This is a genomic window from Paenibacillus sp. DMB5 (genome assembly GCF_001517085.1).
Lineage (GTDB): Bacteria > Bacillota > Bacilli > Paenibacillales > Paenibacillaceae > Paenibacillus_AQ.
This window is the reverse complement of the sequence record NZ_LRAC01000125.1, coordinates 48240-72988: the sequence shown is the minus strand read 5'-3', so window position 1 is coordinate 72988 and position 24749 is coordinate 48240. Positions and strand designations below refer to the sequence as shown.

Sequence of the window (24749 nt, the reverse complement as noted above, 5' to 3'; positions counted from 1 at the left end):
AGAAAAATATAAATTTAATTCTTAAAGGAGCTAATATCATGTTTGGTAAAAAAATGCTTTCCGCTTGTGTATGTTCTGCACTGTTACTGTCTTTTGCCGCCGGGGGAGGTGCGATTGCGGCAGAGACTGCTGCATCGCCGGATGCCCTGGTCAAGAAATTTGAATTTCTTGACAAAGAATACGACCGCATTTCACTGGATACGGCTGGTACGCCGGACGGTATCCGTGACGGTCACCTGAGCCTGCTGATCGATGCCGGAGAAGGCACGGAGATCAAATCTATCACGATGAGAACAGCAGACGCACAAGGAAATGATGTGAATCACGGCATCTGGAAAACGTGGAGAGATTCTGCAGCCGATACTAGCTACCTGCTTGTAGTGGTTCAGGACGGTAAAACGATCAATTCCAAATTCCAAACGACCCTGGGCACCTTTAAAGGTGTAGCACAACTGGAGCTCTATGCTTCGGATAACAACGGAATGAAGGCGGGTGAATATTATTACCTGGAGATTGTCACAAGCAAAGGCATCGTGAAATCGCCGGTTACTCCCTATGCCGAGAATGCAACTTCCTACGCTCCTGTGGCTATCCGGGAATTCAGCTGGAAGGACCTTACTTCTGATCAGACGGGTATCGCCGAGTTCGGTCCTGACGGCAATCTTGACGCCCACTTTAAGCTGAAGCTTCATTTTGCACAGAAAACAGAGGTGTTGTCAGTCATCCTGCGCGGCACAGACAAAGACGGCAAACCAAGTGGAGGGATCTGGAGAACAAACAGGGCAGGAACCGGCTGGCTGCTAGGAATTACCCAAGGCAAAACAGTAGTGACACCAGGCTTTAAAAAGGATGAAAAAGAGCCTGTAGGGTCTTTTAGAGGAAGTGTGGACTTTGACCTGTATGCCGGTAATAACAGATCCATTAAAAACGGTGAGTATTATGTGGTAGAGGTAGAGACCAGCTTCGGAACGGTTATGACGAGTCCGGTGAAGTTCGGTGATCCGTCTTCCAATTATGTGAACAATGCTCCGCTTGGGTTCAAAACGATCGGACTTAAGCTGGATTCGGTTCAGGCCACCGTGGATGAAAAGAATTACACCCTGGAGGTTGCCCCGTTCAAGCAGGAAGGACGTACGATGGTCCCGATCCGCTTCATCGCAGAAGCACTGGGAGCGAAGGTGGACTGGAATCCGAAGGAAAGACGGGTAACCCTGACAAAGGAATCGACTAAGATTGAGCTGATTATCGATAAAAAAGAAGCTTATGTAAACGGAGTGGCTACCCAGCTTGATTCTCCGGCCATTATCCGGAAGAATGTTACGCTGCTACCCGTCCGCTTTGTCAGTGAGAATATGAAAATGAAAGTGTTCTTTGATGAAGGGGAAATTGTTATTACTGATGCAGCAACACAATAATTGAAATACAAAATGGGAGGGTAGAGTGTAATGAAAATCGGATTTGCCAGGGCCGTCAAAGAGAAGCTCGCTGCCCTGCTGGCCTTCACGATGCTGGCAACAGCTGCTATGCCCGGCACTGCGGCCGCGTCCACTGTGCCGGAGATTTCTCCGGCAGGACCTTCCGTTACTGATGCCGTGTATGATGCGGCCGGGGTTCCTGACCTTCTGGAATCGTTGAAAACAGAAACCGGTACGCCCGCATCGTGGAACCTGCTCAGCAGATTAAACCGGGGGCTCTCGTCCTTTATGTATCCTACGTTTGACATGCCGCTCACCGAGCTAAGCAGCGACGAGAGATACATGGCGTTCATGACCTATGATCCTGATGATGAGAAGGGTATAGGACGAAAAGCCGTATATATCCAGGACCGGAGTACGGCTGAATTCCAGCGGGTCCGGATGCCTGACTCCACCGGAACCGTTGTCTATTTCGATATGACCCCGGATGCCCGTTACGTCGTATACACCTATGCTGAAGAACTGCTAAGCGGAATCACCAAGGTGTATCTGTATGACAGAACGACTGATGAACTGGAAACCGTAAGCGGAGTAAGCGGCACGAACGAGCTCAGATACGATGATGGGGAATATGTCTCCATTAGTGCTGACGGGCGGTATGTAGCCTTTGACTCCGATGCGAAGCTTGTGCCCCAGGATATGAATGAAGAACGGGACGTGTATCTCTTCGACCGGGAGGGAAGCGGGGATAAGCTGAAACGGATCAGTGTACCGCTTGAGGAAGGCCTGAACACGGACAGCTGGGCTCCTTCCATTAGCGGGGATGGCAGCGCGATCGCTTTTGTCTCCAAAGCTAAACTCACTACAGAAGAGGAATTCACCGGTGCGGAAAGTGTGTACATGTACACTCTGGCAGATGGAACTGTGAAGCATATCTCCCCTGGCAGATCACCCTCTGTCAGCGGTGACGGAAGGATGATAGCTTTCACCACCTACCGGCAGAATCTGGTTCCCGGAGACAGCAACGGCAAAGATGATATCTATGTCTATGATAAAGCGGAAGACAACTTCCGCAGAGTCTCCCTGCAGGAGGACGGAAGTGAACATGGCAGGGACAGCAGGTATCCCTCGATCAGCCCGGATGGCGCTTATGTGGCCTATGAGGTGAGAAGGGACGATGCTTCAGATCCTGCTGAAAGTTATGTGGCGGGTATTCAGGATCTCAGTTCAGCGAAAATTGCTGTGCCGGATTCCCCTGTAAAGCTCGGTTCTACATCGATGCGTCCAACAGTCGGAAACGGCGGAACAACGGTTACCTTTTTCTCCTCTTACATGGAGCCACTCGGGGATACGGAGTTTGAATCCTTTGATTATTTTGTGGCCACAACCGGAACCGCCCCCCTATGGCCGGAAGGAAGCAGCATAGAGGCGACCGATATCGGCAAGGATCACATTACCGTAAGCTGGCCTGATGCTTCCGACGCGGAAGGTATCACGGGATACGCCCTGTATTTTAACGGAGCACGTTTTGCTTATATTCCTGCGGCCGAAGAAAAGACGTATACGCTGACCGATGTTCCCCAAGGGACAGATGACGAAGATCTGATTCAGGTGGAAGCCATTAACACCCGTTACCAGATGAGTATGGGAGGTCCAGCCTATACTTGGCTTAGAGAAGGAGGAGAGAATCCTCCCTCGGAAGAGGATCTGTACTTTGACTGGGTAGGAGAGCGCAGCAGTGAATGGGGCCCTCTTGAACAGGGAAGCACCATTGAGCTGTATGGCCAGGGACGCCGGCCGCGAGGCAACGGTTGAATGGACTTACAAGGAGTGGGAGGGAGATGAGCAAGTCCAAAAATCAGACTCTCTTCTATTAAAAGAATTAGCAGAAGCGCCGGGATTATACCGCGGGTCCTTTGCATTATCGCCGGATGTGACAGAGCTTACCGAAATGAGGCTGGTCCTGACCGGTGAAGGTAAGGCTGAAGAGATTGAAGCAGAGGACCTGCCCCTCGCTGTGGGAGGAAATCTGGATATTGAGTTCACCGGTGTTCCGCCGGAGGAATTGCAGGGAGCTATCTTCACCCTTTATCAGGCGGACACTGCAGAAAGATCCGTTACACTCACCGGAAATAAGCTGGAGCTTATTGAGGGATTGCAGCCTGATGAGGAAACGAGGATTGTCCTCTATACTCCGGATTACCAGTATGAGATGGCAAGGCTGGAAGGCGTGCTGGTTGAACCCGGCAGAACCGCTTCCATCCAGATCCCGGTTACGCTGCCTGCACAGCTGCGGGTGAAGGTGCTTGATTCCTACGGCAAGCCGGTCCCCAATATACCGGTGAATCTCTGGGATTCTGAACATAAGCTGGTGGACGTACCACAACCGGGAATGACGGGGCAACGGGGTGGCGTAATGGGCTCCTGCAGAATCAGACCCTGACTGCCGAGCTGGATCTGGAGGATGTTGAATATGAGCTTGCTCCCGGTACGCCCTTAAACATTACGCTGGATAAAGGGGATAATGAATTATTGATAGGTCTCGTTTCTCCTGACCGCGGAAAGCTGGAGATTACAGTGCGCGATCCGGAGAACAAGCCGGTGTATGATTCTACCGTTATTGCCACCCAGAATTACAAAGGCAAGCCGATTGTCACCAGCGGACGTACCAGTTTTGACGGCAAAGTGAAATTGGATTTGTATGCAGGCGAGGCGACGCTTGAAGCTATCCAGTCTTCGTATCAGCTCAGCTCCGGGCTGCTCAAAGCTAATGTAAAGGCCGAGGCAACGACAACCATGGAAATTCCCATGAAGCAGCCGGAGAATTACGTCGTCAACCTGAACGTATACAAAAAGGCACTGGACACGGAATGGATCGGGCCGCTCAACATGAACGATGAATTTATCTGGACAACAGTGGCCATTAAGCCGGATGGTGCCTGGGTCAAAGGCTACTTCTCCAATTCTTATACGCTTGCCGGAAAGCCCGGCAGCGAGGTAGAGGCTTGCCTGGAAGGCAACATCTACGGGTTTGTGAGAGGCTGCGGAAGTGCCATCATGGATGAAAAATCCAACGCCGAGATTGAGGTCCGTCTGGAGGAAAAGGGAGCCCGGATTCAGGGTGAGGTGGAGATCGGGCGCGACCTGATGTATAGCGGCTCTATCTATGAAATCACTCCTAACGGAGGCAAGAAATGGGTTGCAGAAGCGCGGGATGATCAGCTTCAGAGTTATCCGTTCAACGTGAATATCCCCAAAGGCGGGACCTTCCGGATGGAAATTCTCAAAATTATTCGCAGCACGGGTCACCAGAACCAATATGAGTATGCAACCGTTGAATTTACCGTTGAAGAGAATCAAATTAAGGATCTGGGCAAGATTACCTTCAGCCCGTCCAGTCATTTTATGAATCAATCCGGAAATTACCTGACAGCCCAGCCTGCACGCGCAATTCCGGGAAGTACAATCGTGATGAAGGCCGCATATCGAAACCATTCAAACCAAACGGCCGAGGATGCGGTTCTCCTGCTTGAGATTCCGGAGGATATGGCACTTGTTACCGACTCTCTCGGGAATATGGCAGTAACAGGCGGAGCTGGAGAAGCCACGCTGGAAGAAGGCATACTGCGTGTTCCTCTGGGGGATTTGGCTAATGGAAGCAGCGGTACAGTATCATATAAACTTCAGGTGGCGCCATCTTTCAATAAAGCCAGTATATCCACCGCTGCGAGAATTCGGGCAACCCTGAATTCAGAGAGCGTTGAAGAAACGATCGGCACGGTGCACCTGGATACGCCGAGAGTTACGCTGGATGCACCGGACAAAATCTCCGACCCCGATATGCAGGCCGTACTAAGCGGTTATGCGCCGGCGGGAAGCACTGTGCATATCTATGACACCGAGGTGCGGATCGCCGGAGCGGTGGCTAATGCCTCAGGGATCTGGAAGACCCCCGTAACCCTTGTCGATATGGGGAACCAAAGTATGCATGCTTTATGGGCCGAAACTGAAATGAATGCCGTAAAGCTGCAGTCTGAAAAAGTCTATGCTGAGTATGATGTGAATTTCCCTAAGCTGACGCGGGTCGCCTATTCCCAGGCGCCGAACGGCAGATGGATATCGCTTGAGGTAGGCAAGAATATACCGGATCTGCCTTATACTGTCGTCCCTGGACATCCGTTTCTGTTCGATCTGGAATTTACACAGCCGGATCAGGTAGAGAACGTTAGAGTCTACATGGACGGACAGGATGGGGAATCTGTTCCCGCAGTGAGAGAAGGAGCCTTGTTCCGGGCTACTGTACCGACAACACAGAATGCTCTGGGTGCTATTTATGTGGATTATGATGTGAAGAATCAGCAGCGTACTTACGACGGCACGATACCGGACATCGAGCAAATCCGCGCATCACTGCCTCTGAAGATGAGAGATTTCGAAGTAGTATCAATGAAGAAATTTGAACTGGCAGACGGTAAATACTCCGGAGAGGCGGTTCTGAGTTTTCCGCAGCTTCAGGATGCCAGATTGAGTTTTTCGATCACAGTTGATCCCGATTCCGGGTATGTTCCAACAGCTGAGGAGCAAGAGCTTGCAAGGCGCTCGGGTATCCCCGCTGTGCAGAAAACCTATGAGGCTGCAGAAACCGAGACTTCTATGACTCTTAAGTTCGGGGGATATATCCCAAGCAGTCTTTTATCAGGGGAACAAGGGAATTTAAGAGGCATAAATACTATGATTCCTTTGCCCAATCTGGAAGAATGGGAGCACACCGCTGAATATTTTATGGAGATAAAAGCGGATGTCGATGAGGTCGACGGCCAACTCAATGATATCAAAGGTCAATACGAAGATTACATGGAGTATGCCGGGAAAATCAACAAGATCATGCATAATGTCGAATCCAGCGGCATGGATTGCCTGGACGAAATGCCTACAACAGCTAAAGAAGCCGGCAAAGCATTAGCTGCTGTAATTCTCGGCGAGGTAGCTAAAACTGCCATGAGTGCAGGAACCGGTGTGATGGCATTGACTGGAATAGGTGGATTCATAGCAGGTGAGGTCACAAGTATTGCAAGTGACGCTATCGATAGCTATGTGGACGAACAAATCGATAAAGTCGGCTCAGGCTACAATGAATGCAAAGATGACGAAGATGAAAAGATGAAGAAGAAGAAAGGCATAAAGGTAGCCAGCCCCAAATGGATTTATGACCCTAGCGGCTTTGTGTATGAAGCGGTAGTGAGCAATCCGCTTGAAGGCGTAACGGCAACTGTGCTCTATCTGGACACGAATTCCGGAGCGTGGAAAGTCTGGAAGGCTGAAGAGTATGAGCAGGTGAATCCGCAATTAACGGATGAAGCCGGCAAATACGGCTGGGATGTCCCGCCGGGTAAATGGAAAGTGATATGGACCAAGGCGGGCTATGAAACGCTGTCAAGTAACGAGCTAGATGTTCCGCCGCCGCATACCGAAGTGAATGCGGGTCTGATCTCCCGGGCGGCCCCTCAGGTGTCCACCGTACAAGGGGTGACTTATGAGGGTGGAAGCTATCTTGATATTACGTTCTCCAAATACCTTAAAGTGACCGATCTGCCGCAGGGAGCGGTGATCCTCACCGATGCGGATTTGAACAGCTTGGAGGGTACGGCTGAGTTTATTCAGGTGGAGAAGAGTGCGGCCGACCCGGATGTATCCTTGTCGCGTACCGTACGTTTTATACCCGAAACTGACTTATCGCTTGATGGGGTATACAGCGTGAAATTAGGAAAGAATTCTTTCACCAGTTATGCAAATGCCAAGATGCTGGATAAAGATGCAGGTCCGCATCCGGTATTGATGAAAGAGCTTGATGTGGAAGGACCGGCTGCAGTAAAAGCAACTATGGAAAGCGGAGGACGGATGATCCGGATCTTGTATAATGAGCCGATTCAGTCCGCCGCGGATGCTGCGAAGTTTGAGCTGAATGGCAGAGCCGGTATCATTACATCGGCTGTAGCCACAACGAAACAGGGCAGCAGTGAATCCTCAGAGCTGCTGCTGACACTCAGCGATGCTGTTCTGGAAGCGTCTGAGCTGGAAATCCTTGCGGGAGCTGTGAAGGATAAAGAAGGGAATTTGTCAGGAGAAGGCACCTTGGCAATAACCCCTGATGTGAATCCGAATCTGATCGGTCTGAGTGTTGGAAGCGGGACTCTTACGCCGGCATTCGATCCGGCACAAACCGAGTATACACTGGAACTTCCGGCAGGCACGAAGAGTCTGGAGATTACTGCCGCAGCTGCAGACGCTGCAGCAAAGCTTACCATCGGTTCGGAACCGGCGGTTAGCGGAATGACGAAAAACCTGACCCTGCCTGAGGACGGAATCATAGAGGTATCCGTGGATCTTGGCAGCGGAACAACAGCGAAGACCTACCGTATTCATGTAAGTGTCGCTGGCGGAGGTGAACCGACGCGACTCCAAGTGCGACGGCGACACCGACGCCGATGCCAAGCGCGACGGCGACACCAACGCCGACGGCGAGTGCGACGGCGACACCGGCACCAACGGCGAGTGCGATGGCGACACCGGCGCCAACGGCAAGTGCAACAGCGACGCCGGCGCCGACGGCAAGTGCAAGTGCGACACCGGTGCCGACGTCAAGTGGTAACCCGGCCCCAACGGCAAGTCCAACTGCTGCTCCGGGCGGGGAGCCGAAAGATCCTCTCGATGTAGGGGAAGGCGCGAGAATTTCCAGAAAGACAACACCTGATGGAAAAACGACAGTTTACGTCGATATCAGCGCCGATGCCATTTCAGAAGCACTGAAAGACGGCCGGAAGGCTAAAGAGCTTTACTTTGAACTAAAAGATCATCAGGCAGACGGGGTCATTCTGCAGGTACCGGCTCAAGGCATGCTGCTATTAAAAAATGCAGCGGCCACCCTGCAGGTGAAAACGGTGCTGATCAATGTGAAAATCAATGCCGCTGCAGCTCTGCAAGGGACATCTTTGGCAGAGGGTGCCAAGTATAGGCTGGTTATTGTGAAGACGGGCGACACGCTCCCGGCAGCAGCCGAAGCAGCAGGCAAACCGGCTACACCAATGAAGGTGCTTACTCCGCCGGTAATGGTACATGCAGAAACGGTCAGCAATGATCTGGCAGCACCGATTCCGCTTACTGCAGCGAAGAAGGCTCTGCAGGGTGAATTTGTATCCCTGTCTGAGAAAAAGGAGCTTGTTGACATTTACCGGTACGATGCAGCAGCATCACGCTGGGTGTATGTGAAGAGCACCCCGAACGCCAATGGAACAGGGCTACTGTTCGACATTAATACTAAGGGGCCTTATGCCGCACTAGTAATCATGCACCGCCGTTTTGCCGACACCGCAGGACATTGGGCAGAGCAGGATATTGATTGGATGGTTCGCCGCTTGTTGGTGAACGGAATCTCGGAAACTGCGTTTAAGCCCGATGATTTCATTACCCGTGCGGAGTTCACTGCTATGCTTGTCAGAGCCTTGAATCTGCCGGAGAGTGACAACGGGTCCGGCAACGGGTTTGCGGATGTGAATCCATCTTCCTGGTACGGTAAAGCTGTGCAAACTGCAGTATCCAAAGGTCTCATTAAAGGATGGAGCAGTAATCTTTTTGGACCGGATAAGAGAATTACCCGCGAAGAAATGGCAGTCATGATCGGCCGCGCCTATCCGCTGTTTGAAGCCGGAAATGCATCCGCGGCAGACCTGAGCTTGCTCGGAAAATATTCCGACAGCAGCAGCATTCACAGCTGGGCGAAGAATGATGTGGCCTTGGTATTAAATGAAGGAATTATGAAAGGCATGACAGACAGTACCTTTGAGCCGGAAGGCAACACCACCCGAGCCCAGGCTGCGGTTGTGCTCAAACGGTTACTGAGCAAATTCGAGGAATAGGCCGTTGTAAGAACCAACAGACCCGTATCCGCTTATGTTTAAGCGGGTACGGGTTCTTTTTGCAGCAGCAGCACAAAATGCCTAAAATTCATACACTCACAAAAAGCCCAGCTGTGATACAATGGTTGAGTCTGTTTTTTTGAGGATACCTATATTACAGTTTCACCCGGCTTGGTCCGTATCTGAGGAGGAAATCAGCGTTAATGAAACATGCACCTTTTATTGCAGTAGAGGGCCCTATCGGGGCCGGTAAGACTACCCTTGCTACCATGCTGGCGGCTGAGCTTGAGCTTCCGGTAATTAAAGAGATTGTTGAAGAGAATCCGTTCCTGGACAAGTTCTATCAGAATATGGATGACTGGAGCTTTCAGCTCGAAATGTTCTTTCTATGTAACAGGTACAAGCAGCTGGAAGACACCGTAACCGAGTACATAGTGAAAGGGAAACCGGTTATCTCGGATTATCATATTTATAAGAATCTGATTTTTAGCGAACGGACGCTGAAGGGCACGAAGCGGGACAAATACCGTGAAATTTATCATGTGCTCACCGATGATCTGCCGAAGCCGGACATCATTCTATATATCAGGGCGGATCTGGATACACTGCTGGCAAGAATCGCCAAGCGTGCCCGTCCGTTCGAGGAGGAAATTTCCAAGGCTTATCTGCAGCAGCTGATCGAGGATTACGACGATGCCATGGCCCAGCTGGCGGTCCGCGAGCCGTCGACGACGATCGTTACTATTGACGGGAATAAGGTTGATTTTGTGGAAAATCAGGAGGATTACCACACCATCGCCGCACAATTAAAGGAGCTTATGAAATGAACAGATACAACATTCCGGAGAACGCGATTATTACCGTAGCCGGAACGGTGGGGGTCGGCAAATCGACGCTGACCGGAGCGCTGGCGGAGCGGCTGAACTTCCAGACCTCGCTGGAGCAGGTTGACCACAACCCTTACCTGGAGAAGTTCTATCATGATTTTGAGCGGTGGAGCTTCCATCTGCAGATTTACTTCCTTGCGGAGCGGTTCAAGGAGCAGAAAAAGATGTTCGAGCTGGGCGGCGGCTTTGTGCAGGACCGTTCGATTTATGAGGACACCGGGATTTTTGCTAAAATGCATGCCGATCAAGGCACCATGTCCAAGACCGACTATGACACATATACCAGTCTGTATGAGGCGATGGTGATGACGCCATATTTTCCGCATCCTGACGTGCTGATCTGTATCGGAAGGCAGCCTGCCGTCGATCCTCACCCGGATCAAATGACGACGCGCGCGAGATGGAAATCCAGACGGATGTCTCCTACTGGGAGCATATGCACGGACGTTATTCCCAGTGGATCAATGAGTTCAGCGCCTGTCCGGTGCTGCGCCTGAATATCGACGACTATGATGTAAAAGACCCGGCTTCAATGTCCGCGATTCTGGAGCAGGTGGGCAAGGCGATTAACCGGGGTGCGGTGGCGAAGTAATATTTTATATAGAGGATAGAGGGGAAGCCAACCGGGAGCGGTTGGCTTTTTTAATTGGAATGAACTGGAGCATATGTTTCGATAAAAACAGGTCGGTGTTCACAAATTGCAAAAAAATTTTCAGCTTGGGCGGTAGTCACTGTCCGGGCTTTTTAATTTGTACAGGCCCATAAAATCAGCCCGGAAATAAATAAAAAGTCGAATAAACAAAAATATTTTCTAGAAAAAAGAAAAAAATACGCACTTTCATGCAATTTACCCCCTTTTAACCCCTCTGAAACAGTATTTTGTCGAGATTTGTTAAGAGTTTGTTTAGAGCTCCCTGCTAGAATGGATTTCAGATATGAAAAAATAGGTATTAAGAAGCTAGTTATTCTTGTCCGTCGTAAGGGAGCCGAAAGGAGAGAGCGTGCAGACACAAGGTAAAGAGACTAAACACCAACTATTCTTGTAGGACGGCGGACTTAGAATGATGAAACAATAAGGGGGAGCATCGAATTGCTGATGAGCAGGAAAGCGAAGAAATACACCGCATTAAGTCTGACGATTATTATGCTGCTGTCTTTGATACCTGATATGTGGACAGGGCGGGTGCAGGCTGCGGCGAAGGACCTTGAAGTGGTCTTTAAGAGCGGGGCGCGTATAGGAAATCTGTCCTATTCTGCCACCAATACATTTATTAACTTCTATAACAACCAGGTAGAAGGGTTTGTGCAGACCGAAACTGATAAAGATGCTCAATATGATTGGGCGGGCGGAAATATTTATGCAGGGGTTAACGATAATAAAGCAACTGTGACCTTCGAGGTGCGTGTAGCCGATAATCCTATTTTGCGGGAAATGGCCAAAAGCGGTCATGCCGAGATGCACACAGGATTTGCTGTTTTAAGACGACACTCTGGGCTCACATGGACACGTCGTTCCGAAATCATAATAACCATTGACGGAACGGAAATCATCAGAGAAAGAACTGGAAGCAGCCAGGTTTACAATAAGTCTGCTTCCGCTATTATCACTCCTAATTCAGTTATTAATATATGGGTTATGGGTGAAGGCGATGATGATGGTGAGGCGGCAGGAGTACGCGGCTTCTACCTCAATTTCGAGGACATGCAACGCCCAGTGCTAAAAGACTACACCTTCACCGGCAACGGTGCAACCCGTGAGAATACAACGATTAACCAGACTGAGCTGTATGTGAAAAAGAGCGAAAATGTAACGGTCGCCTACAATTTCACAGAGCCGGTTAAGCCGACCTCGCTGGTAGCCAGCAACTCTGACTTTTTCCTCCGGCATCCGTTGTTTATGAATCCGGCGGGAACCGGACTTCCCGGGGCTGGGCAGATGCAGTATCTGGACAACATCACGTACAGCTCCTCCAATCTGAGTACGCTGAATAATTCGATCGCCTTTTCCTACAGCCCGAACGAATACTCCCAGAGCGGAAACCTTCCGGTGGAGCCGAAGATTGCAGGGACAACCCCGAACAATCCTCCAATGGAACAGACCATGCAGGAGAAATTCACGGCAGCCGGACTTGCGGATGCGGCGGGAAATATGGCAACAATCAGCTTTCCGAATGCCGGCAGCCCGGCGAGCTTGAAGAATGTACAGGGGGTTACAGTCGATCCTTTCAATTACAAGAGCGGGGGCTACCGGGTCATTGTCGATGCGGTTCGGCCGAAGTATACCAAGGTCGGTAACGGCATCCAGCCGGAGATTCTGACCGGGGTAACGCTTAATGAAGGCGATATTATTGATTTTACGGTTCAAATGACCGAAGAAGCTGTTGTGAAAAAAGACTGGACCACTGAGCAGACCTTCCTGCGCTTCAATAACGGCATGAAGGCTTATTATACCGGCGGTTCCAATACAAAGAACTGGACGTTCCGGATGACGGTGCCTGGCGGTACGGCGGTAGAGGCGCCGCTGCTCAAAGTCATTGCGCTTTCCAATGATGCCAAGGGCGACAATACCGACATCAACGTTATTCAGGACTATGCAGGTAACCTGCTGTTCCAGCCGGCCAACTTTGACGGCGAGCATGTGGACGGCGACACGTCGCTGGTGAACTCCAAGATCGACTGGGCTAACCTGTCCATCGACAACACGCTGCCAATTATCGGCTACCGTTATGAAACCGGCGGAGGCAGCAATACGACTTATCAGAAAAAAGGAAAAGTTACGATAGATGCCAACGATCCTGCGGTCAAAGTTCCAAGTCTGGATCCGATTGCTGCAGACCGCGGCCTTGACAGACCAAGCCGGGGGATTTACCGTCCGTCGAATATGACGGGCTCGGCTTCTCCGTCGGTCGGCCTGGTGTACTACCTGTGGAGCCAGAATCCGGCAGATCCATTCGCATCTGTAGCAGATGAAAATTATGCAGCGCTCAAACGTTTCGCACTGTCAGCGAAGCAGCCTTCAGAGGAGCTGTATCCGGGTAAATTCCAGGATATCAAGCTTCAGGTTGCCAATAACAAAACCAACCTGCTGGCACCTCCGGCAGAAGCCTTTACTTCCGAGAACAGCGGAGAGTGGTATCTGCACACATGGACTGCAGACATGACCTGGGATTCGGCGAGAGAGTTGAAGCAGTATGAGCTGAAGCAAGAATATGTCAGAAAGCATGATGAGCAGTACAAGGCCTGGCTTGCAGAGGCTCCGGGCACTGAAGATGAGAAAATTCTGTATGCCGACAACAAGGCACTGGTTGCTGTTGGACAATACGGCGACACAAATGTATGGGAGCTGGACTACTTCAAGAAGGACGACTCCAACTGGACTCATAACGTAGGTATCCTGAAGCTGGATAATCAGGTTCCTTCCATTGCCAATGGTACTCCGAGTAACGACAACTCTAGCAGTGTTGAGATTACAGCCCTTGTATCTGATCCGCACAGCGGAATCGATACCGTGAAGTACCAGTGGGTTAAAGACGGCAATCAGCCGGCGGATGTGGACTGGAAGCCAGCCAACTACAATGGCACAACAGTAACCCAGTCAACCTACGAGGATGTTTTTGAGGATGGCAGCTACTGGCTCTACCTTAAGGCGGCTGATAAAGCCGGCAACGAAATTACGGATGTGGCTTACAGCAAGACGGTCACTGTGAATTCACAGGACAGCATGCCTGCCGAATTCACACCGCCGTCCAACCCTAACTATGTACAGAGTCATGATGTAATGTTCAGCATTGGGGGCATTACACCGGACTTTGTCGGATATGCCATTACCGGCAGCTCCAATCATCCGGCTGGTGACAGTGAATTTACGGCACTGGAGCCGGTAGAAATGACGGGGAAAAAATCGCTTCTGGAAGCATCGCCATCCCCTTCACCGTCTTCATCAGCTGAAGCGGGCAGCGGCGGAGCAGAAGCAACGCCAACACCGACACCTGCTCCAGGTGAAGGCAGCGGAGGAAGCGGACCGGAAATTACTCCGGCACCAACACCCGCAGCCGATCCGGCTGTAGAACCGGCGGTCGGCGCAGTGGTTGGACCGGCGGCAATGATGAAGCTGCTGTCCGTTGGCCTGCTCAATGCAGGCAGCTTCAAGCAAGTGGCTGTCAATACACTGGAGGCTACACCTGAGCCTCAAGCTTCTGCTACACCGGCAGCAACTGCCGTGCCAACTGTGGCACCAACTGCAGAACCGGAAATCGGATCCGAAGCTACAGCTGCACCTTCAGCTGGTGCCCAGCCGGAAGCAGGTTCTGACAAGGCAGTAGCGCTGCTGGCGGCAGAAGAGCCTGAGAAGATCACTTATCTGATCCCGGCCGATGCTACCAAGAACGGTGTGCAGTATGTGCATTTAATTGTGAAGCAGGGCGACAAGGCGTATTACTACTCCAAAGCCTATTATTTCGATAACGAGCCGTCATCAGTAACCTACAGCAAGAACGGCGTTAATTATCCGCTACCTAAGCAGTCGCTGAGTGTTACTGTTTCTGAGCTGTACAGCAAGACAGGCGCGAAAACGAAATACCAATGGGTCAAAGCGGATGCTCCTGCACCGGATGCAGTTTCCCAGGGATGGACAGACCTTCCGCTTGGCGGAGCCGTTGAAATTACCGGCAAGGATCTGAAGCCGGGTGAGGTAGCCGATTACACCCTGTATGTGTGGTCCGTTGACGGAGCAGGCAACAGTGTCGTCTCCCACACGCCTGAAAGCTTCAAGGTTTCGGCAAGCGGAGATAAAGATGCACCTCCGGCAGCTGCCGAGTCTGCACTCCTGTACCTGTCCGGTGACGAGGAAGACGGTTATACCGCCATTGTGAAGCTGAGCCTCGACACAGAGGATAAAGCAGGCTATGAATATTCCATATCTCCGGATAACGGAGCCAGCTGGGTGAACTGGAAGCCTTACACAAACTTTGTTTCGGTTAAGGTTCCTACAGGTAATCCTGCATTCCTGGAGGTTATGGTGAAATACAGAACGCCGGGCGGCAAGATCAGCGACGCTGCCAAGCTGAAAATACCGGCCCAGATGCCGGAAGATGCTCCGGTATATGCACTTGCCAGCATGAATACTACCAGCCCGGTGAATGCCACTGTCGGTGCCAATATTGAAGTGGCGGTTCCTGCAGGGGTCAAGGTTATTGTCGGCAAGGTGAATCCAACCGTACCGGCACGCACAGGCAATACCTTTAATGTCAAAGAGAATGGCTTCTACAGCTTTGATCTGATCGACCTTAATGATGCCGAGCGTACCGACACTCTGTACATCGTTGTTAAGAATGTGGATGGAACGGCGCCGATGGCAACCGTAGAATATCCGTTCACAGCACTGACGAACAGCAATGTTACGGCACAGCTGGTTGATCCGTCAGAACCGATTATTATTACGAACAACAACGGCAAGAGCTCTTATACCTTTACAGAGAACGGCTCATTTACCTTTGAATTCAAGGATGCCGCAGGCAACACTGGCACAGCGGTAGCCACAGTGAACAATATTGACAAAGAAGCACCTAAGGTAAAAATTGTCCGCTCGTACCAGTACGGGGCTGACGGCAGCAAGGCGTTCGGCACGATTAAGGACGGCAACGGCAATGTGGTGCTCTCCTCCGGAGTAACGCTGGAAGTGCAGAAGGCGGATAACTCGGCGAAGCAGATCTTTATCACGAGCCAGAACCAGACCGTATCCCTGAAAGAGAACGGTGTAGCTTCCTTTACCGTAGCGGACCAGTTCGGTAATACGACCGTAATCAAAGAGACTGTCACCAATATTCTGAACACAGCGCCGGATGCGGATAAAATCACTTATACGTTCGTAGATGCTGCAGGCAAAGCAGTTCCTGACAGCAAGATCGTTACGATCGGCGGACAGGAGTACGCACAGGGCAAGGTGAAAGTGACGGTGTCCGGCAAGACGACGGCACCGAATATGGTGTTCTCGGGACTTAAGCCGATCCAGTCGGGCGCAAGCTACACGAACAAAATCAGTGCCGCAGACGGTACATTCACTTACTCAAGAGAATTTGAAAGCGCGGGTTCAACGGTAATGACGATCTCCGACCTGCTCGGCAATTCGAGCAAAATTCCGGTTACGGTAAAAGGTCTGGATAACACGGCACCTGAGCTCACATTGAAAAAGAGTGCTGTCGGCATTGCCCAGAACAAGCAGAACTTTAACTTCGCCGTTGATCTCGGCGGCTACACCGTCTCCGATAACGTATCGGCGGCAGGAAATGTGAAGGTGGCTATCACCGGTCTTGATCTGACAAAGCTTGGCCGCCAGCAGGTTACTTACACTGCAACTGACCAGGTCGGCAATAAAACCATGGCAACGCAGGATGTTATTGTCGTGAAGGACGGCGGACTGCTTATTTTCGGAGACGATACACTGATTTCAGCCTCCTCCGGAGAATCCGCATTGTTCAGCAGCAATACCATTACCTTCAAGATCAGCGGCTACAACACAATGAAGGTTTCGGGCGCTGACAAAGTGAATGAGTGGGGTACATTCGATCTGATGTATCAGTCAGGACTCTACCGCGAAGGGCAAATGAAAACAATCGCTACCAAAATCACCTATGATCAGCTCGTGAGCGGACAGTACAAGGTTACTTTCCCGAAAGCCGGCTGGTACACAATTATCGTGAGAACGCAGGAGCGCGACCGTGAGTATGCGACCTTCTTCGTCAGCAGCACGAACTAGAAAAGAACTATGAACAGGGGGACTATAGGTGAAGCTGCTTAAAAAAACGTGTGCGATGATGCTCTCCTTTGTGATGGTATTCCTGTCTACATCAGAGAGCCTGCATGCCCTGGCGGATGCGGCCAAGGCGACGAATACAACCACGATCGCCAATGACTTCATCAAAGTCACTGTGGATAACGCTACGGGCCGTTACGGTGTCCGTACAGTGGATGGCCAGCCAATACGCAAGAAGGACCAGACTACCAATCTGTTGTTCCAGGGAGATGATCCGGAAACGTCGTTTACGACGTTCCGGATTGACGGAACAGATTATATCTACGGCAACAAATACAAGTTCGACAGCAAGTTTTATTCCGAAACCACAGCACCGCAGATTGTGGAGAACTCCAACGGAACCAAGCAGCTCGAAATGCTGTGGAAAATCAAAGGCGTAGAGATCAAGCAGATCCTGATGCTCTACACCGACAGCCAGGATATGGTGAATTCCGGTAATATCAATATCCGCTATGAAGTCAACAACAAGAGCGGAGCTGTCGTTGAGGTCGGCAGTCGGATCCTGCTGGATACAATGGTCGGCGCCAATGACGGGCCGTTGTTCCAGATCGGCACTGCCTACCAGGCTCCGCTGATGGTAGAAAGAAAGCTGGTGCATGACCCGCGGGCAGCGGGCATTCCGGAAGAGGATGCAGCGCTGTACAAGCTTCCTTCCTACTGGGTTATGCGTGACAAGCTGGACCTGACCAATCCGCAGGCGACCAATGTTGTCGCCTACGGCTTCAACAATATTGCCGAGCAGAATATCAATATTGTGGACGAGATGATTGTCGGCCATTGGAACGGGCTGGCCAACACCAAATGGGATTACAAGGTGAACCCGAATCTGGATTTCACCCGTGACACCAATGATTACGGAAGTGCCGACTCTGCAGTCGCCTTCTACTGGAACCCGGACAAGATTGCCGCCGGCGGTTCCCAGAGCTTCGAGACCATTTACGGCCTCGGGGAAATCATTGCTCCGGATAAAGTATTCTCGATCCGCTATGTAGATCAGATTCAGCAGCTGGCGACTCTTGAGGATGACAGTGCCTACCGGGATGAGGGCATTTTCGATATCACTGCAGAGGTAGAGAATCTGGCCGCTTTTAACATGGAGCATTCCAAGATTGAAGTGCAGCTTACGCTCGAAAGCGGGCTGAACTTCGTCAGACTTGACAGTAAAGGGAACGTCGTAAGAGATGCGAACGGCAATGCGGTGCTTGAGAACACGCGAAGCCGGACGCTGGAATTCAAGAAGACGGCATCGCCTGAAGAAGCGGAGCAGGGCATCCAGCCGAAGTACAAGCCGGGTGATACGATTGCCGCATCGTTCAAGGTGCAGGCTAAAGGCAGACCTTGGCCTACTACCCGCGAATATATGATTACAGCACGCAGTCCGGAGACCCAGAGTGAGATTGAGGGTATGGCGGATGAAAGTATCAAAGCACAGTATGAGTCGAACAAATCGAACTTCATTCTGCTTCCGCCGGTAGGCGAGGCAACACCGACCTATGTATATGGAATGTCTCCTGAGGAGCTGTACAGTACAGACGTGAAGTATATGACCGTCAACCTGTCGAACATCGAAGCCTACAATACAGGCAACGAGACGACTGCGCCTAACTTTGATCTGTATCTGAAAGAGACAGTGACCGGTGAACGCTACAAGGTTAACGTCCAGGATGCTGTAGTTATGCAGCCGACTGATGACGGAATGTCCGGTGATATGAGAATCACTTACCGCGGCGGAGATAAAGTGGATGAGGCCGGCAATGTAATCGAAGAAGGCCTGGGACCTGAGCTTCCGCTCGGTGAATACCAGGTGGAGATTGACTACAAGGGCGATGCTGGCGGTGACGAGGAAATTGCCTCGATGTATGACATCACCACTGAACAGACTATTATCGTATCCGATAATGACGAATCGCGGATCCGCGAAGCCGGCATTATGGTCGTATACAAGCAGCTGGTGGATGTCAGCGGCATTGCTAACGGATCGTCTGTAAGCGGAGATCTGCTCGACGATCTGAACAGCTTGTTCCCGGACGAGCCGTTTGAAGACGGAGCCTTCCTCTATAATGCAGTAACGGAATACAAAAAGACCAAAGCGGTAATCGGAATGGCCAGCAAGGCCGTTGATCCGGAGTTCGAGCTGAGTGAATTCATGGATGATGAAGCGCTTGAAGAAACGCCTCTCTACAACTACATGCTGTTTGACTCCGAGGAAGATTTGGAGGCATTCGAGGCTGAAGCAGAGGAAGAGGAAATTGACCGCGAAGTGGTTGTTGTCATCCGCGGGATGATCAAGCAGGTCGGCTCCAAGGCTGACGAGCAGGTTATTGTTGATACCAAGACTGAACCGGCCATTATTAATGATGCTGTAGCTTATACAGGTAAAGATCTGGCGTTTGTCCGCGGTAAGCTGGACATCTTCGGAACAACGCAGTCAGATGACATGCCGTTCCTGGATACCCTGTTCATCAAAGGGGACGGAACGCTGAGTGTAGCAAGCAGCGGTTTTATTTTCCATAAAGGGGAATGGACACTGGATTTCTTCAACGGCTTCAACAAGTCACTGGGTGATGAGAACTTTAACCTTCCATCGGCCAGCACAGGTGATGACGAGGAAGAAGAAGAGGAAGAAGAAAATACGAACCCTGAAGATGATACTCAAAACGGCAGCCTGAAATGGCAGTCGGGGGCGTAGGCGACAGATTGAATCCGCTGCGTCAGGTAATGATCGAGGATGTGTATTTCAACAGACAGTCGCTGTTCGCAGCGCCGAGCTTCTCGATTGACGGCTTTGGACTTTCTTTTAATGACTTTATGTTAAGAGAAGGCGGAATCTCCTTCGGCGGTTCCCTGTCGATGAAGATTATTAATGCAGAGATCAACAACGTTGTGTTCAATGATAAAGGTTTTGTCGGCATTGACGCGGCTCTCAAATTCGACTTGGGTGAGGAAGTTGGCTTATTCGGACCCAAGAAGGAAGGCGCCAAGAAAGAGGATGAGGACGGTCCGGCAAGCCCAAGCGGTGAAATTACAGTCACCCACTTTGTCCAGGATATCGGCGGAGAGCCGGTAGAGAACCAATACGGGCTGGCATTTGATGCCCAGCTCAAGAACATGCTCGAAGTATCGGTTGAGCTGTCCCTTAAGAAGGTTAGAGACGGCCGGATCCTGCCGGATGTCATTGCCTTCGGAGCAGGACTTCCTTCTCCGGGTATTCTGATCACCGGTGCTACGTACCTGACAGGAATCCGCGGCGCGGTCCGCGAGCTTGCGGATACCATTGCCGGCGGAAGCAAGGATGATCCGTTCCCGCTGACTGTGTCAGCCGGTGTAAGCTTACGCTTCGGTATGGCTCCGGCTTACTTCTTCGGAGATGTCGATCTGACGGTGAAACGGACCGGACTGAAAGTGGAAGGCAAGATGGATTTCTCCACGATGGCAGACCCGGAAGACGATGACAAGCTGCCGATGCTGACCAAAGCGCTGCTCGAAGCCCAGTGGGTTACTCCTTGGTTCGTGCGCGTTGAGGCAGAGATGGATATCGGCGGCTGGGATATCATTATCGGTAAAGCGGGGATCTTTGTCGGGCAGAATCTCGAGAAGAACCGCACCGATTTTGAAGGCTATATCGGCTCCAAGGTCCAGATTCCTAATGATGTGCCGATAGTCGGCGGTATGCCGCTTTCCAGCATGTTCCTCGGAGTCAACAATGATAAGGTATGGGGCAGCATCGGCATTCTGCTGATCTCGCTCGGAATCACCTATTACTGGGGCGGCGGGGTTGAATTCGGAACCTCGACAGACCAGCTTCCGGATGGCGTGATTCATCTTGTTGTAGATGACCCTGAGCTCGGACCTCGTCTGATGGTTATCGGACAGGGTGTTGAGACCGTAGCAACCTCCGAAGCCGCTGTTCCGGCAGCTGAGCAGGAGAATCAGGAAATTGTCTACCGCGAAGTTGCCGAAGGTGTGGAATACGTTGAAAATGGTTCACTGAACGTCAGCGTAGGCGGCATCACGGTTAAAAACAGCGGCAGAGTGCATGAAATTCCAATGGATAATGTAACCGGTAATGCGGTTATTGAAATGGAATATGAATCCAAGGATCGTCCGGAATTCACGCTGAAGGATGGAAGCGGCAAGGTATTTCCGGTTAAATTCGACAACACGAATACAGACCCGACTGCCAATGCGTTCACCCAGTACATTCCGGCAGCAAATTCAAAAGACCAGGTGGATGTGCGTAAAGCATATATCATCGTACCAGCAGATAAGGTAAATGGCGGTACATGGACACTGACGGCGGTTTCCCCTGTCAAGACCAAGCTGCTGAACGTACCGACTGCACCGCAGCTGAACGATATTGTTCTGGCTAAGGACAGCTCGAATGCAAACAAGTTCAACGCTTCCTGGAAAGTAGCGAATGCGGCCGAAGGGGATACAATCAATCTGTATCTGGCCCAGGACGCCGTATCCCAGACAACAACTACGCTGGACAACGGAGAGCCCGTGCTTGAAGCAGGTGATCCGGGTCTGCTGATCGCCAAGGATATTCCGGTTGGCCAAAATGGCGGCGTCAACGGCGGAGTAACCAGCGGAAGCACAAGCATTGACGTAACCAATGTAACCCTCATGGGCAATCCGGAGGATATCCGCGGACTGCTGAGACAAGGCAATTACTATCTGCGTGCCGAGCTGAAGTCCAGCGCTACCTTCGCTACGAAGACGTCGGTGCAGAAGTTCGAGATTGTTGATCCGTATGCACCGCAGAACGTCAGTGATCTGAAGGTTGAACCGGCAGGAAACGGACTGTTTGCCCTTTCCTTCAAACCGGGAGCGAAGAAGGCTGGACACAGCGGTTATGAGCACAGCTATATTATTGATGCAAAACGTCTGCAGGACGGCGAAATGAAGGATTATGACAATTTTGGCGAAATCCTGTTTACGGAAACCGAGCTTGCCCCTTACTGGAATGCGGCAACTGGCAAGTATGAAGATATTCTGATCGGCGGCTGGTCTGCAACCTCTACATCAGATGTTGTGGAGCTGGGCAGTCTGGAAGGCACCACGATGGACCTGAAGGATGTGAAGTATGTCGGTCTTGAAGTCGGCTATGAATACGAAATCGGCGTGTCGGCAGCAACTGTTCCGACCGAGGCTGATGACAAAAACCAGAATTATCATTACGCAGACCGGGTTGCTGCTGCGAAGAAGCTGCTTCCTGTACCTGTTAAGCCTAAGCTGAATGTGACAGGCCAAGGTACCGTGGAGAACACCGGTGATTACATCAATCTGCTTACCAAGCAAACGGAACAGACACTGACGTTTACTTCGGATCAGAAGAATGTAACGGTTGAAGCGTTCTACGCGGAAGAATCAATCGGCAAGGTAGCACTCAGCAATACTGCAAGCGGAAGCCAGGGTACGCTGAAGCTGACCAAGTTCCAGACAGACGGACCGTTTGCTGTAGAACTGCGGGCAACCAATACAGTAACCAAGGATCTCTCCGTAACCATGCTTTATCTGACAGTTGATACCATTGCGCCTGTGCTCTACATTGACCAGCCGGCGACCGGAGCAAGAACGGTGAACGACGGTTCGGGCAACAAGATCACTGTAGGAGGGACTACTACAAAGGGAACTCTCCTGAAAGTAGGCAGTACGGTAGTGCCGGTTGCTGAAGACGGCACCTTTAATGCTCAAGTGCCTGTGGCGTCGGCTGATCCGACTGTTGCGCTTCAGTTCACCGCTACAGATGGTGCGGGCAATGAAAATTCGGCAGTTGTGAACATCTCCAATGAAAGCTTTGATGTTCCTTCAGCGCTGATTCTTGAACAGGTTCCTTCCCTGCAGCCTGGTGAGAAGAGCATCATTACCAAGGCCTATATTAAAGTGGCCGACGGCAAGGATGAAAATGGAAAGACGAAATATAAGCAAGTCGAAGTAAGTCAAAGTGACATGAGCAAAATCACCTATTCTGTAGCATCCGGGGATTCGGTTGATGTGGAGACAGTGGTTAATCAAGCAACGCAGCAGCGCACTACTACCGTTACAGCCCTTGCAACAGGCTCAAGCCTGATTACAGGGGAGTACACAGTAGCAGATGGAGTAACAATCCAGGGTTACACGGTTGCTTCGGTTGAAGTGCCTGAGCCTGTGAAGCTGGGCAGCCTCATAATCTCGGCGGCAATTGTAGGAACTGATACTGCCCATACGCAGGTTGTGGTTTCTGATTCCGGAGATATGACCGGTCAGCAGTTGGCGTACAAGATTTACAGCGGAGGGAATGCAGTGCTTCCGGAGTTTAAATCTGATCTGAGCAGCTGGAAGGTGCTGCCTGGCGATGGCATTGTTCCTGTCAAAATCGGTGATGTCATCGTTGTTGCCAAGCGGACCTCTATGAATAAGCTGGCAATGGCAGCAGCAATTACGGATGCCAATATCTTCACCAATAAGCCTGGCGGAACGGGCGGCGGAGGAGGAGGTGGCTTCGGCGGCGGCGGCGGGGCACTGCCAGTGACTCCGGCACCGACGGGGGCACCGGCGGTGACGCTCAACGGCCAGGATGCAGAAGCAGCCTGGAATGGAACAACAGCTGTAATTCACCTGACTGACAGCAGCAAAGCTGCAGAGGGCAGCGGGGATATTGCAATCAGCAGTACAGATTCAGCTGCTGCAGGCTTCGATATTACTGTTGATCAGAGCGTTGTGCAGCAGGCTGTTACAGCCAAGAAGAAAGTGGTAATCCAAGTTCCGTTCGGATTACTTGTCCTGACACCGGAGCATCTGTCCGGACTGAATGGTCCGCTCCAGATCAGCATCGGAAGCAATACAGCTGCTGATAAGACAGCCATGTCCACAATCGCATCAGTGCAGAACTTCACTGTTCTGGGAGCGGGCGAAGGGGTACATGTCGCCGTCAATCTGCCTTCCGGCAAATGGGCTCCTGCTCTCAAAGCCAATGTAGGGATCCCGTCTGGCATTACTGCCGGCGCAATTACCGCAGTGGTTCTGAAGGATGCCGGCGGAAACTGGACAACAGTACCTTGGAAGCTGAATAGCAACAGCACTGCTGTGGATGTACAGCTGACCGGCGAAGGAAGCCTGTTCTTCATCAGTAACAAGAAGGCATTCAAGGATGTGGCTGCAGGCTTCTGGGCTCAGCAGGATATCAATGCCGCTTCCGGTAAACTGTTTGTGCTGGGTAAATCGGCTGACAGCTTTGCTCCTCAGTCCAAGGTTACCCGCGCAGAGCTGCCGACGATTCTCCTGAGAGTGGCAGGTCTGATGAACAATCCGTTCAGTAAGCAGAATTTCTCGGATGTGACGGCGAGCAGCTGGTACAGCCGCAGCGTATCGATCGCTGCTGAGCTGGGTATCGTTACAGGCCAGAACGGCGGTCAATATGCACCGCAGGCTACCCTGTCACGGATGGAAGCAATGACTATGGTCGGCAGACTCCTAAATGTTATCAGCGCCGGCGGCGAGACGCTCAGCGAAGCTGAGGTTGCGCAAATTCTCGCAGCATATGCTGACAAGGATTCCATTCCGGCATGGGCTCAGCAGTCGATAGCACTCAGCATCAAATACGGCATCATCCGCGGTGTGGACGGTAAAATCAACCCGGCCGTGCATTGACCCGTGCTGAAGCAGCTACGATTGCAATCAGACTGGACCAGTATATTACAGACAATCAATAGAACAGCAGGGCCCGCATCAGCTGAGAAGC

At 51.3% G+C, this 24749-nt stretch carries 9 protein-coding genes and 1 pseudogene; all 10 read left to right on the top strand.

Features of this window, described 5'->3' with window-relative positions:
* The first annotated feature begins 38 nt into the window (after window positions 1–38).
* The 10 genes and pseudogenes from AWJ19_RS16705 (at window position 39) to AWJ19_RS16660 (ending at window position 24658) form a co-directional block, all read left to right on the top strand.
* Window positions 39–1415, top strand: a complete 1377-nt coding sequence (locus AWJ19_RS16705; RefSeq protein ID WP_068725393.1) for a copper amine oxidase N-terminal domain-containing protein — start codon at window positions 39–41, stop codon at window positions 1413–1415.
* 30 nt (window positions 1416–1445) lie between these two features.
* Entirely contained in the window at window positions 1446–3230 is a 1785-nt protein-coding gene (locus tag AWJ19_RS16700) for a PD40 domain-containing protein (protein ID WP_068725392.1), read from the top strand.
* Window positions 3196–3858, top strand: a complete 663-nt coding sequence (locus AWJ19_RS16695; protein WP_068725390.1) for a hypothetical protein — start codon at window positions 3196–3198, stop codon at window positions 3856–3858. Before AWJ19_RS16700 ends, AWJ19_RS16695 begins: the two co-directional genes overlap by 35 nt.
* A gap of 89 nt (window positions 3859–3947) precedes the next feature.
* Window positions 3948–8129, top strand: a complete 4182-nt coding sequence (locus tag AWJ19_RS16690; protein WP_068725388.1) for a cadherin-like beta sandwich domain-containing protein — start codon at window positions 3948–3950, stop codon at window positions 8127–8129.
* The gene (locus tag AWJ19_RS16685; protein WP_068725386.1) at window positions 8045–9328 is read left to right on the top strand and encodes an S-layer homology domain-containing protein; all 1284 of its coding nucleotides are present in this window, start codon (window positions 8045–8047) and stop codon (window positions 9326–9328) included. Before AWJ19_RS16690 ends, AWJ19_RS16685 begins: the two co-directional genes overlap by 85 nt.
* Before the next feature lie 203 nt (window positions 9329–9531).
* Window positions 9532–10155 carry a deoxynucleoside kinase gene (locus AWJ19_RS16680; RefSeq protein ID WP_068725385.1) on the top strand — a complete coding sequence of 208 codons (624 nt, stop codon included), beginning with the start codon at window positions 9532–9534 and terminating at the stop codon, window positions 10153–10155.
* Window positions 10152–10807 (top strand): annotated as a pseudogene (locus AWJ19_RS16675) (deoxynucleoside kinase). The gene AWJ19_RS16680 and the pseudogene AWJ19_RS16675 overlap by 4 nt, the downstream one beginning before the upstream one ends.
* Window positions 10808–11305: 498 nt before the next feature.
* Entirely contained in the window at window positions 11306–16969 is a 5664-nt protein-coding gene (locus tag AWJ19_RS16670; RefSeq protein ID WP_068725383.1) for a hypothetical protein, read from the top strand.
* A 28-nt stretch (window positions 16970–16997) separates the two neighbouring features.
* The gene (locus tag AWJ19_RS16665) at window positions 16998–19715 is read left to right on the top strand and encodes a hypothetical protein (protein ID WP_068725382.1); all 2718 of its coding nucleotides are present in this window, start codon (window positions 16998–17000) and stop codon (window positions 19713–19715) included.
* Window positions 19697–24658 (top strand): S-layer homology domain-containing protein, encoded by a 4962-nt coding sequence (locus AWJ19_RS16660; RefSeq protein ID WP_068725380.1) that lies wholly within the window; start codon window positions 19697–19699, stop codon window positions 24656–24658. Before AWJ19_RS16665 ends, AWJ19_RS16660 begins: the two co-directional genes overlap by 19 nt.
* Window positions 24659–24749: the final 91 nt, after the last annotated feature.

Coding starts and splice junctions, on each gene's coding strand:
- AWJ19_RS16700 (WP_068725392.1), top strand. CDS start 1,446: ATGAAAATCGGATTTGCCAGGGCCGTCAAAGAGAAGCTCGCTGCCCTG.
- AWJ19_RS16695 (WP_068725390.1), top strand. CDS start 3,196: ATGGCCAGGGACGCCGGCCGCGAGGCAACGGTTGAATGGACTTACAAG.
- AWJ19_RS16660 (WP_068725380.1), top strand. CDS start 19,697: ATGGCAGTCGGGGGCGTAGGCGACAGATTGAATCCGCTGCGTCAGGTA.
- AWJ19_RS16680 (WP_068725385.1), top strand. CDS start 9,532: ATGAAACATGCACCTTTTATTGCAGTAGAGGGCCCTATCGGGGCCGGT.
- AWJ19_RS16705 (WP_068725393.1), top strand. CDS start 39: ATGTTTGGTAAAAAAATGCTTTCCGCTTGTGTATGTTCTGCACTGTTA.